Source organism: Serratia sp. JSRIV006 (genome assembly GCF_019968685.1).
GTDB lineage: Bacteria > Pseudomonadota > Gammaproteobacteria > Enterobacterales > Enterobacteriaceae > Chania > Chania fonticola_B.
The window spans coordinates 4457516-4470457 of sequence record NZ_CP074137.1 but is presented as its reverse complement, the minus strand read 5'-3'; the positions used below and the strand labels follow the sequence as shown (position 1 = coordinate 4470457).

Here is a 12942-nt window from a genome sequence, read left to right as displayed (position 1 = left end):
TTATTGACGGGCCAGACGGCCATGCGCCGGTTCGAACGCCACATTGCTGCGCCAAGGGTTGATATCCAGACCACCGCGCCGGGTGTAGCGGGCATAAACGCTCAATTGTTGCGGCTGGCAGAAACGCAGCAGATCGTTAAAGATCCGCTCAACGCACTGTTCATGGAATTCGTTGTGATGACGGAACGAAACCAGATAGCGTAGCAGGGCTTCACGGTTGATCTGCGGACCGCGATAGCGGATTTGCACCGAGCCCCAATCGGGCTGGTTGGTGATCAGGCAGTTGGATTTCAGCAGATGGCTGACCAGCGTTTCCTCGACGATTTGGCTACCGGCTGCGCCTTCCAGGTAACCCGTGTCGAACTCGTAGTTATCAATGCTGATGTCTTGCTGGTCGAGGCATTCACCCTCCAACCGGGCGATAGGGCTGCCTTCAAGCCGATCGACGCTGAACAGGCTCACGCTGACATCCCCTTGTGCGCAGGCGGCGAGATCGCGTTGTAGCGTAGAGCGTACCGCTTCCCAGTCTGGGAAGTGGGTTTGGTTAAAGCTGTTGAGATAGAGCTTGAAGCTTTTGGACTCGATCAGGTTGACGCTGTTGGCATTCAGGCTGATTTCTCCCACCGCGACCTGCGGCAGCCCCTTGGCATTGAGCCAGGACAGTTCATACAGCGTCCAGATATCGGCACCGTGGAACGGCAGGTTATCGGGATAAAGCCCCAGCGGCTCCCGGTTCATGCTGCGAGGAACCGCTTGTAACAGTGAGGCATCGTAGCAGTCACGGTATGCGGTTGGCTTGCCCAGCGTCAGTGCCGCCAGAGCCTGATGATCTTGATAGGAGGACATGAGCTGTCACCTTGGTCTTAGATAGGTACAATAGGCACCAGTTTACCGTATGCGAGAAAAAATATGGACCATGATGTATCGCACGCCCTGTGTGAATTTACCCAGCGCTATGTCGACAAATGGCAGCAGCAGTATGGCCATGCCCCGGCTAGCCAGGAACTGTACGGCGTGGCTTCCCCCTGTATTGTCGAAAATCGCGATGATACGGTGCTGTGGCTGCCACAGCCTTTTACGCCAGCGGCCAGCCTGGAAAAGGTGGAGCAGGCGCTGGAACTGCAACTACAGCCGGATATCCACACCTTCTATACCCAACAGTATGCCGGGGATATGAATGCGGAGTTTGGCGAGCATCCGTTGACGCTATTGCAGGTCTGGAGTGAAGACGACTTTATTCGTCTGCAGGAGAATCTGATTGGGCATCTGGTGACGCAAAAACGCCTTAAGCTATCGCCTACGTTGTTCCTGGCGACCACAGAATCGGAAATGACGGTGGTGTCGCTGTGTAATGTCAGCGGCAACGTGCTGCTTGAGCAATTTGGCAGCAAAAAACGCACGCTATTAGCCGCCAGTTTGGGGGATTTTCTCAATGCTTTACGCCCCAGAGTTAATTAATCGGCTAATTTGCCTTTAGTGCGTGTGCGAGATCTCTTACAAAAGCTGTGAGAGATCGCTTTTAATTTTTCGATTTAGTTAGCCATTTTTTAATTATTAGTTATATATATCAGTTTGTTATGTATTTTTGCCGATGTAGGTTAAGTCAAGTTTACCGTAATCCGTCCTACATGCCCTTGTTAACGGGAAGGAAATAAGCGATCTTATGTCTACCGGAAGGAAGCCGGATGGAGCAGGAAAGCGTCAGGATGATGCAGCTTCAGGAAGAAGAAAGGGATGCACTCAGGAAGAGTGGAAAGGATTGGTATCAGGATGATACACAGGATGTTTCAGGATTGAAACCAAGGACACCTCCAGGACGGAGATAGAGAGCCAGCACAGGATTGTTGGTGGGTCAGGAAGGCCGAGGAACCGCGTCAGGATGATGTTAGAGGATTTTGCGAAGGATTGTTTTGGTCAGGATGGCCGAAAGGAAAAGTTTTCAGGGATTGAGCAGGGAGCACACTTGTAGCGGGATTAGCTATAAAACGAACCGGGGGCACTGTTAACGCAGTGCCCCCAACTTTTTGTCTGGAGCAAAGGCCAGACAGCAAATCCTGCCTGACTTCCCCCCCTTAAGGTTTACCCGATTGCCCCCAACGTATCGCCTGTGCTTTGTTTCTTCGGTAGCAGGAACAGCGTGGCGAAAATATCCAACAGGTAAATAGCGGCCAGCAGGCTGATCGCGGCGGTAAAGGAAACCTGAGTGACCAGCGCACCGATCACCAATGGCCCCAACCCACCGACGCCGCGGCCCAGGTTGAACAGGATATTCTGCGCCGTGGCGCGAGCCTGTACCGGGTAGGTGTCAGAAATCAGCGCGCCGTAGCCGCCAATCATCCCGTTAACGAATACTCCCATCAGTGCACCCGCAAACAGCATCAGCGTGGGATCGGTGAGTTGCGCATAGCTTATGACCATCACCACAGCGCCAACCTGATAAATGACAAAGATGATCCAACGGGGAAAGCGGTCGGCCAATACGCCGAACAGCCAGATACCGAAGGTCATACCGATCACCGTGACTCCCGTCCAGACGCCGGATTTGGTCAGCGAGAAGCCAAAGTTTTTGGCCAGATAGGTCGGCATCCAGATCATCAGCCCGTAATAGCCAAAGTTCTGCACCGAGCAGAGGATAAAGATCCCCAGGCTGGCCTTGCCGGTGGCGCGATCCTTAAATAGCAGCTTTAATCGTTGAGTAAAGGAGAGCTGCTGTTCGCTGGTTTTTTGCTGTGTAAACGCTTTGGGTTCGCCCATGGTTCGGCGAATAAGGAAGGAAACCAGCGCCGGCAGCAGGCCTACCAGGAACATGCCACGCCAGCCGATATAAGGCAGCAACAGCGGAGTGAGGAAGGCCGCGGCAAGTACACCGAGCTGCCAACCCATGCCCACATAAGCCGAGGCACGGTTACGCTTCTCAGCGGGCCAGGCTTCGGCGATCAACGCCATGCCAATACCGAATTCGCCACCCAGCCCAATCCCGGCAAGGGTGCGATAGGCCAGCAAGTCCCAGTAGCCGACGGCAACGGCGCACAGGCCGGTAAACAGCGAAAACATCAGGATAGTGATGGTCAGCACGCGGATGCGGCCAAAACGGTCGCTGAGATGGCCGAAGATCACGCCGCCAATCACTGCGCCGATCAATGTCCAGGTCACCAGCGAACCGGCTTGTGATGAGGTGAGACCCAGCTCAGTGGTGATCACCGGCAGCATAAAGCCGAGTATCAACAGATCGAAGCCGTCCATAGCATAACCGGTAACCGAAGCCAGCATGGCTTTACCGGGCGTAGCGTGATTTTTATTGAGTGATGTTGCGGGCATGTCTTTTATCATGTGTGATTTTTGGGTGCGCGTATTGTGCCGTGCCAGGCATGGCGCCACCAGATAAAATTGGGTGCTTTGGGCTTAAATGTTATGCTTTGCGGCTTGCAGCCGTAGGCTGATTAACATGCTTAAATTGTTCGGGAATGTCGATGAGTATATCCAACCAGGTTCGCCACAATTTACAGGCGATTGAACAGTCCATGCGCGATCTGACGCTGTGGCAGTTGACGCCGCCAGAAGCCGAGGCTTTTGCCAGCACGGAACCCTTTTGCATCGACAGCATGCAGGCCGAAGAGTGGTTGCAGTGGATACTGTTGCCAAGGATGCATGCGCTGCTCGATGCTAATGCGCCACTGCCAACGCGTTTTGCCATCACCCCCTATTTTGAAGAAGCGTTAAAGGATAAACAGCCGAACTGCCTGCCGCTGCTGTTGCTGTTACAACAGCTGGATTCACTGCTCAATATCGAGCTGTAATCGCGCTGCATTCTACACCTGCAATCTGCAATTCGCCGGTATGGCTAAAATAGAGTTTCCACCGCCGTGTGCAACTAGTAGATAATGTGCACATTACCGCGAGTCACCAAGGAGGGTTTCTCATGTTGAGACAAAATATATTCGGTTGGTCGGGGATTGCGCTAGGCGGCCTGGCGCTGTTATTGGCGATGGTGCATTTCTATGCCGGGCCATTTGCCCCTCAGCAGACGTTGGAAAGCCTTGTTGCGGGTAAAGCGGTGGCTATCAAAGAATCACTGCTGGCCTCATTGGCTGGCCAGCAAATCCCTGAAAAGGTCTCGCGGCCTCATTATGATGTGGATCGGATTTTGAAGATCGTCACTGCCGTATTGGCTGTGGGGGCCGTGATCCTGGGCGCCATTGCTGGTGTGTGTAAGGAAAATCCGCGCGCGGTTTCCGCTGCGGTATTGCTCGGTATTGGCACGCTGGCTTTTCAAATTGCCATGTTTGCTTTTGGCGTGATCATGACCATTCTTCTTATTGTGTTGGTATTGTCACTGATTTCTGGAATGGGTGTAGGCTGTTAGCTGCTTAGGCTCCGTCGTCGGAAACCTTGTCTCTGGGTGTCTTTCAAGGATTATAAAGGTGCTGCAATCATGGATTTGCTGAAGTTTATCCTCCGTTTGCCTTTTACGTTGATAAAAGGCCTGTTCCGCCTGTTGGCCCTGGTTTTTGGCCTGTTGGGGCGGCTGTTCAAGCCGGTGGTGGGCAACCTGAACTGGAATGCACCTGCCTGGTGGGCAGCGGTATCCGGCGGGGTGAGGCGCGGCTTCCTGCGGCTGGAAGGTGGGGTAGACAAATATCCCAAAGCCATTAGCCTGTCGTTGCTGGTGCTGTTGTGCGCCGCGGGTGGCGCCTTCTACGGATGGCACTGGTGGCTGAATCGGCCACAGCCGATTGAACCGGCACCGATGGTGTACCAGGAAACCAGCGTGCGGGTATCCGATCCTGAGCCGGTTAACTTTGCCGTGCAGAAATCTGCGCCGCAGCAGGTCACCCTCACCTTTAGAAACTCCGTGGCACCGTTGACCGATGCTGGCAAGGTCGTGGAAAAAGGCATCTCCATCAGCCCGGCCCTTGAAGGGCAGTGGAAGTGGAATAACGCCTGGACCCTGGTCTTCACGCCGAAAAACCTATTGCCGATGGGCAGCAAATATGAGGTTAAGCTCGAGCCTGCCGTGTTGCTGGCCCCGCAGATTAAACTCGCCAACACCCACTACAGCTTTAGTGCCCCGGCTTTTGACTATCAACTTGGGCAAGCTGAGTATTATCAAGACCCACAAGATCCGCAAAAGCGCAGCGCTATCTTCAACGTCAAATTCAATGCGCCAGTGGACGTGGCCAGCTTTGAAAAGCAGATCGCCATGGGGTTGATCGAAGCCAACGCCAAATCTGAAAAGAAACTTAATTTCTCCCTGGTTTACGATGCCAAGAAGCTGAACGCCTGGGTGCATTCTGAACCGCTGAAAGCGCTGGATCACGGTGGTAAAGTGCATCTGGTACTGGGCAAGGGCATCAAGTCGGTGGTGTCTGCCAATGAGATCGCTCAATCGAAAGACAGCTGGGTGTCGGTGCCAACTCTGTATAGCCTCACTGTGAAGGACGCTAGCGCCCAGGTGGTCGATAGCGATGGCAGCAAAGGCCAGCGTGCGCTGATCGTCGCCTTCAGCGATGCGATCAAAGACAAAGATGCCGGGCGCGCGGTCAAGGCCTGGCTGTTGCCGCAGCATAATCCTAACGATTCCGAAGCCAGTAACGAACCGGACGATTTTTATCAGTGGGGCGGGACCGAGAGCATCGAAAACAGCGTGATGGCCCAGTCTACGCCGCTGACGCTGACCCTGAATGAAGCGGAAGAGACCTATCAACCGCAGTTCAGCTTCAAGTTTGACGCACCGGCTCACCGCTTTATGCTGCTGGAGATCACTAACCTGATGACCTCTTCGGGCGGCTATAAAATGCCGGAGAAGGTCTACCGTATCGTCGAAGTACCAGACTTCCCGAAAACCTTGCAGTTTATGTCACAGGGTTCTCTGCTGTCGGTGAATGGTGACAAGCAAATCAGCGTGGCGGCGCGTAACGTGCCCGGCCTGCGTCTGGATATCAAGCGGGTGATCCCAAGCCAGCTGCAGCATATCGTCTCATTCAAAAGCAGCGAATACACTTCGGCCCAGTTCAACCAGCTTAACGATGAATATTTTACCGAACACTTTAACTATCAAACGGTCATCAACAACGATCAGCCGGGTGAAGTAAGCTATAAGGGCATAGATCTCTCACGTTACCTGTCCACCAGCACGGATTCCCATCGCGGCGTGTTCCTGCTGACGCTGTCGGAATGGCAGCCGGAAAAGAAAAAGACGCAGGCCGCAGAGGATGAAGGCGATCAGGGCGAGCAAGAAGGGGATGATTCACCTAGCGTGGGAGATTCGCGCTTTGTTGTCGTCACCGATCTGGGCATCATTGCCAAACGCTCGCAGGATAAAACGCGTGATGTGTTTGTCCAATCTATCCACAGCGGTGCACCAGTCGGTAACGCCAAGGTTTCGGTGATCGCCAAAAACGGCGTGACGCTGCTCAGCCAGGTGACCGATGCCAATGGGCACGTGCGTTTCCCATCGTTGGACGTGTATACCAACGAACGTCAGCCGGTGATGTTCTTGGTCGAAAAAGAGGGCGATGTGTCCTTCTTGCCGACCACCCGCTACAACGACCGCGGGCTGGATTTCTCCCGCTTTGATATTGAAGGCGAAGAAACTCCGATCGATCCACGCACCCTGAGCAGTTATCTGTTCTCCGATCGTGGCGTGTACCGTCCGGGCGATACCTTCAATATTGGTCTGATTACCCGTGCTGCCGATTGGGGCGTAGCCCTGGCTGGCGTACCGGTACGTGCCGAGATCCGCGATCCGCGCGACAAATTGATGACAACGGTGCCGCTGACTCTCGGTGGCAGTGGTTTCAATGAATTGAGTTACACCACCGACGAGAATGCGCCAACGGGCGAATGGAACGTCTACCTGTATCTGATTGGCAAGAATAACGACACTTCCACCTTGCTCGGCCATACCGCCGTCAACGTAAAAGAGTTTGAGCCAGACCAACTGAAGGTGAAGCTGGAGTTGACGCCGAACCGCCAGCAAGGGTGGGTGAAACCTTCTGAGCTGCAGGCGAACATCGATGTGCAGAACCTGTTTGGCACGCCTGCCCAGGATCGCCGAGTTACCTCGAAGCTGACGCTACGGCCAATGTATCCAAGCTTCGATCGCTTTCCGGATTACGCCTTCTTTGAGAACCGCCAGAATAGCGACGGTTTTGAAACCGAGCTGGAAGACCGTACCACCAACGAGCAGGGCGTGGCGAATATCCCACTGGATCTGAAGTCCTATGCGGATGCCACCTATCAGCTACAACTGCTGTCAGAAGCCTTTGTAGCGGGTGGCGGGCGTTCCGTTGCCGCCACCGCTCGGGTGCTGGTATCGCCGTATGACTATCTGGTAGGCGTGAAGCCAGACGGTGATTTAGGCTATATCAACCGGGGTTCGGCGCGAAATCTGAACGTGATTGCCGTCGATCCTTCCCTGAAACAGATTGCACTCGCCGATCTGAAGCAGGTGTTGATCGAGCAGAAATACATCTCGGTGCTGACCAAGCAGGATTCTGGCGTTTATAAATACCAATCGAAGATGAAAGAGGTGCAGTTGTCCGAGCAGCCGTTGGCGCTGAGCGAGCAGGGCACCGATCTGACCTTGGCAACCGACACCCCGGGTGACTTTGTTCTGGTGATCGAAGATGCACAGGGCAAGGTGCTCAACCGTATCGCCTATAGCGTGGCGGGCAATGCCAACCTCAGCCGTTCGCTGGATCGCAATGCCGAACTGAAGCTGAAACTGAACCAGGCGGAATATCAGCCGGGTGAAGAAATTGAAGTGGCGATCAACGCGCCTTATACCGGCAGCGGTTTGATCACCATCGAAAAAGACCGTGTCTATGCCTGGCAGTGGTTCCACACCGATACCACCAGCTCGGTGCAGAAAATCCGGGTTCCGGCCGGGATGGAAGGCAACGGGTATATCAACGTGCAGTTTGTGCGCGACGTGAACTCCAGCGAGATCTTTATGAGCCCGCTGAGCTATGGCGTCATGCCGTTTAAAATCAGCACCAAAGCCCGGCAAAACGGCCTGGAAATAGTGACGCCTGAGGTGATTAAGCCGGGTGATAACCTGACGATTACGGTGAAAACCGATGGTCCACAGCAGGTGGCACTGTTTGCCGTAGATGAAGGGATCTTGCAGGTAGCGCGTTACCGCCTGAAAGATCCGCTGGAGTACTTCTTCCGTAAGCGTGAGCTGAGTGTGGAAAGCTCGCAGATCCTCGATCTGATCCTGCCGGAATTCAGCAAGCTGATGGCGCTTTCTGCGGCACCGGGCGGTGATGCGGGTGAAGGGCTGGATCTCAACCTGAATCCTTTCAAGCGCAAGCGCGACAAGCCGGTGGCCTACTGGTCTGGCATTACCGAAGTGAACGGCGAGAAGCAGTTTACCTATCCGGTGCCGGATTACTTCAACGGCAAGATCCGCGTGATGGCCATTTCGGTTACGCCAAGCAAAATCGGCAAGGCCCAAACCTCCGCGACGGTACGTGACAACTTCATCATGACGCCGAATGTGCCTTATATGGTGGCACCGGGGGATGAGTTTGATGTCAGCGTAGGGGTTAGCAATAACCTCGAAGGGTTGAACGGAAAGCCTGTGGCGATCGCCGTGCAATTGACGCCGCCACCGCAGTTGGAAGTGGTGAGTAAGGCCGAGCAAAGCCTGTCATTGGCGGAGAAGCGTGAAGGTGTGATCACCTTCCGCCTGCGTGCCAAGGCGGCACTGGGTGATGCTCCGTTGGTGTTTGATGCGCGTTACGGTGATAAAACCAGCCGCCGTACCGTTAGCACCTCGGTACGCCCGGCAATGCCTTTCCGCACCCAGACGGTGATGGGCCGGATGAGCGGTAGCAGCCAGAATATTGATAATCTGCGGCAGATGTTTGATGCCTATGCGCAGCGTAGCGCGGCGGTATCTCACTCCCCGTTGGTGCTGACCAACGGCCTGGCGCAGTATCTGGCGGATTATCCGTACTACTGTTCTGAGCAGATCGTCAGCCGTTCCATTCCGCTGATCATGCAAAGCCAGCATCCGGAAATGAAAAGCAGCCTGAGCCAGGCCGAAGTCAGCAAACAGCTGAAAAACCTGCTCGGCGTACTGCGTTCCCGCCAGAACGACAGCGGGGCCATTGGTGCCTGGCGTTCATCGCCGGAAACCGATCCTTTCGTCACGCCATACGTGGTGCAATACCTGCTGGAAGCCAAAGCGGCGGGTTATGCTTTGCCGGTGGGAATGCTGGAAGATGCCAACGGTGCGCTGCGTGAACTGGCAGCCAACCGTTATGATGATATGTACCATCTGCGTCTGCGTACCTGGGCAGTCTACCTGCTGACCTTGCAGGGCGAAATTACCACCAACTCGCTGGCCTCGGTGCAGGATACGTTGCAGAAACTGTATCCAGACAGCTGGAAAACCGATCTGAGTGCCCTGTATCTGGCATCGTCTTACCGTCTGCTGAAAATGGACGATGAGGCGAATGCCTTGCTGCAACCTAGCTGGAAGCAACTGAGCAAAGCCTATGACAAAGGCTGGTGGACGCAGAATTACTTCGATCCGCTGGTGCAGGACGCAACGCGTCTGTACCTGATCGCTCGCCACTTCCCGGAGAAGGTGTCTTCCATCCCTCCGCAGGTGCTGGAGAACATGGTCAAGGCGTTGAAAGAAGAGCGCTACACCACCTATTCTTCGGCGATGAGTATCCTGGCGCTGGAAAGCTACTCGGCTCAGGTGGCGGCGCAGGCCAATACTAGCGATTCGCTGACGATTGCGCAGAGCGGCAAGCAAGGTAACGTCGATCCGCAGGTGATTTCAGAGATGATAGGGCTGTTTGCCAAAGGCCAGTTTACGGCCGAGGCCAAGGCTATCCGTTTTACCAACAGCGCCGACGCTCCGGCCTGGTATGTGGTCACTCAGGCCGGTTACGATCTGGCTGCTCCACAGAAAGCCATTGCTCGCGGTTTGGAAATTACCCGTGATTACACCGATGAACAGGGCAAACCGGTCACTCAGGTAACGTTAGGACAGAAGATCAACGTTCATCTGAAAATCCGCGCCAATTCGAAAGAAGGGCAGAGCAACCTGGCGATTGTCGATCTGCTGCCTGGCGGATTTGAAGTGGTGCAGCAAACGGCACCAGAGCCAGAATCGACCGGCGAAGACGGTGAAGCCAGCGAGAATACGGATGCAGGGTGGCAGTCACCACTGGCTGCCTCGGGCTCCACTTGGGCACCTGATTACAGTGATATCCGCGAAGACCGGGTGATTATCTATGGTAGCGCCAGCACCGATGTGCAGGAGTTTGTCTACCAGATTAAAGCGACCAACACCGGTAGCTTTGCGATCCCTCCGGCTTATGGCGAAGCCATGTACGATCGTGAAGTGCAGGCCATGTCGGCCAGCAGCGGTAAACTGGTGGTTGTACCGGCGGAAAGTCAATAAGCCATCGCGATGCCCCGCAGCGTTGAGCTGCGGGGTTCGTGGGTATCGAGACTCCATGAAAATCCTTCCTGTATCTGCTGTGGCAAAACGCTGGCTGCAAAATATCCTGATGGCGGTATTTCTGCTGGCGCTGGGCCTGGTAGGTGCCCGGCTGTGGCCGCATCCTCCTCTTTCGCAGGGCGTGCCCTTCTCTACGGTTTACTACGATCGCCACGGGACGCTGATGCGCCTCACGTTGGCCAATGACGACCGTTATCGCCTGTGGACGCCGTTGGAAAAGATCTCGCCGTTGGCGGTGCAGGGTATTTTGCTGCATGAAGATCGCTGGTTCTATTACAACCCCGGATTTAACCCCGTCAGTCTGCTGCGTGGCTTTTGGCGCAGCTACGTAGCCGGCGGCAAAATGCAGGGCGGTTCGACCATCACCATGCAGCTGGCGCGCATGCATTGGCATCTGAATACCCGTACACCCGGCGGTAAACTGATGCAGGTTCTGCGGGCCGTGCAGTTGGAACTCAGCTACTCCAAGCACGATATTCTGGAAGCCTATCTCAATTACGCCCCCTATGGCCGCAATATTGAAAGCATCGGTGCGGCCAGCCTGATCTATTTTGCCAAGGCACCGCAGGATCTGACCTTGCCGGAGGCGCTGACGCTCTCGGTGTTACCGCAGTCACCCAGCTATCGTATCGATCCTAAAACCGGCGTGTTGGGGCAAGCCCTGACGCAGGCCCGTAACCGCCTGTTTCAACGCTGGCAGGGCGTGTATAGCACCGACAGTAGTCAGCGTGCCTTGTTTCAACTCCCTTTGGCACTGCGCCAACCAGAACGGATGCCGTACATTGCTCCACACTTTATCGAACAGTTGCGTCAACAGACCCAGCAGTTAGTGCAGTTGGATACCCGTGTGGATACCACGTTGGATGCCGGGCTCCAGCGGCTGATCGAAAGGCAGGTGAACGCGTTTATCGTCCGTAACCAGAGCCGGGGGATCCATAATGCCTCGGTGCTGTTGGTGGATAGCCGTGATATGGGGATAAGGGCGCTGGTAGGCTCTGCCGATTATTACAACCGCGAGATCCAGGGGCAGGTGAACGGGACCAATGCCAAGCGCTCCCCTGGTTCGACCCTCAAGCCCTTTATTTATGCTTTGGGGATGGAGCAGGGCGTACTGCATCCGATGACCATCCTGAAGGACGTGCCTTCATCCTTTGGCGCCTATGCGCCAGAAAACTTTGACCGACGTTTCCTGGGGCCGGTAACGGCGACGGATGCGTTGAATTTCAGCCGTAATATTCCAGCGGTGTACGTAGCTTCACAACTACGGCAACCGACGTTTTACCAGTTTTTAAGCCTGTCCGGCATCGCCAACCTGGCCAGTGAAAACCATTATGGATTGTCGCTGGTGTTGGGGGGCGGTGAAATCACTGCTCAGGAACTGGCGAAGCTGTATGCGCTGTTGGCTAACCGGGGCGCATTGCGCCCATTACGGATGCAAAAGAGTGATGCCTATCCGCCACCAATCCGTTTGCTCAGCGAAGAAGCCAGCTTTACTACGCTGGATATGCTGCGCCAGCACCGCCGGCCTGGTGATACTTTGGCACAACGCTCGTCATCCCTGCCGGTCTATTGGAAAACAGGGACCTCCTGGGGCTTCCGCGATGCCTGGAGCGTCGGGATCTTCGGGCCTTACGTGCTGGTGGTATGGGAAGGGAATTTCGACAGCAGAGGCAACAACGTGTTTGTGGGGGCCGATGCGGCAGCCCCGTTATTTTTCAATATTATCGACAGCATTAACGCCAGCTATCCGGCCTTGCAGGAGCCGAAACACTCCTTCCCGAAACAGTTGAAGCGGGTGGATATTTGCTTGGCTAGCGGCAACCTGCCGACGCAGTGGTGCCAGCAAAAAGGCAAAACCTGGTTTATCCCCGGCAAGTCGCCGATCAAGGTCGATACCGTCTATCGCCCGGTGGTGTTGGATATTCACAGCGGTGAGGTGGCCTGCCCGCCGTATGATGAAACACAAACCCGCACCGAAGTGTTTGAGTTCTGGCCTTCCGATCTGGCTAACGTGTTTGCGCAGGCTGGATTACCCAAGCGAGCTCCGCCGGTAAACCATTGCAAGGATAATGCGGTGGCGATGGGGGGCAGCCCGCCGCGCATTACCTCGCCGCTGAAAAATACTACCTATACCTTGCGGCAATCGCAGCAGGGGCGTGACAAAATCTCCTTCAATGCGGTGACGGATGCGGACAGTAAAATGGTGTATTGGTTTGTCGATGATATTTATCTTGGCAGCAGCGGCAGTAAAACCGCCATCGATTGGCGGCCGGTCAACAATGGCCAGTATCGCATCCGGGCGGTGGACGATCATGGCCGGGCCGATAGCCGCCTGATCACCATTGAGCTGGTGAACTAAGATGCCTCTCCTCTCACCCTAACCCTCTCCCACAGGGAGAGGGACAGAACGAGCGTGTTTGAAATGGTAGTGACTTACCTTGGATAAAGAAGGT

The 12942-nt window shown here is 55.0% G+C and carries 7 protein-coding genes; 5 read left to right on the top strand and 2 right to left on the bottom strand.

The features are described from left to right. The gene (gene queF, locus KGP16_RS20705; RefSeq protein WP_059201647.1) at positions 1 to 846 is read right to left on the bottom strand and encodes an NADPH-dependent 7-cyano-7-deazaguanine reductase QueF; all 846 of its coding nucleotides are present in this window, start codon (positions 844 to 846) and stop codon (positions 1 to 3) included. Between the two features lie 63 nt (positions 847 to 909). On the opposite strand from queF, the gene syd reads away from it, so the two are divergent. Then, positions 910 to 1458 (top strand): SecY-interacting protein, encoded by a 549-nt coding sequence (gene syd, locus KGP16_RS20700; RefSeq protein WP_021806117.1) that lies wholly within the window; start codon positions 910 to 912, stop codon positions 1456 to 1458. Positions 1459 to 2079: 621 nt separating this feature from the next. On the opposite strand, the gene KGP16_RS20695 is transcribed toward syd, so the two are convergent. Beyond that, positions 2080 to 3318 (bottom strand): MFS transporter, encoded by a 1239-nt coding sequence (locus KGP16_RS20695; RefSeq protein ID WP_021179895.1) that lies wholly within the window; start codon positions 3316 to 3318, stop codon positions 2080 to 2082. Positions 3319 to 3470: 152 nt separating this feature from the next. Between KGP16_RS20695 and KGP16_RS20690 the strand changes: the two genes are divergently transcribed. The 4 genes from KGP16_RS20690 (at position 3471) to pbpC (ending at position 12848) form a co-directional block, all read left to right on the top strand. Beyond that, positions 3471 to 3797 (top strand): YqcC family protein, encoded by a 327-nt coding sequence (locus tag KGP16_RS20690; protein WP_021179896.1) that lies wholly within the window; start codon positions 3471 to 3473, stop codon positions 3795 to 3797. 122 nt (positions 3798 to 3919) lie between these two features. Beyond that, complete coding sequence (locus KGP16_RS20685) at positions 3920 to 4363, top strand: hypothetical protein (RefSeq protein WP_021806116.1); 444 nt, start codon at positions 3920 to 3922, stop codon at positions 4361 to 4363. Between the two features lie 69 nt (positions 4364 to 4432). Beyond that, complete coding sequence (locus KGP16_RS20680) at positions 4433 to 10429, top strand: alpha-2-macroglobulin (RefSeq protein WP_223498283.1); 5997 nt, start codon at positions 4433 to 4435, stop codon at positions 10427 to 10429. 55 nt (positions 10430 to 10484) lie between these two features. Continuing rightward, positions 10485 to 12848: a penicillin-binding protein 1C gene (pbpC, locus tag KGP16_RS20675; RefSeq protein ID WP_179253219.1), complete on the top strand. Its 2364-nt coding sequence runs from the start codon at positions 10485 to 10487 to the stop codon at positions 12846 to 12848. Positions 12849 to 12942: the final 94 nt, after the last annotated feature.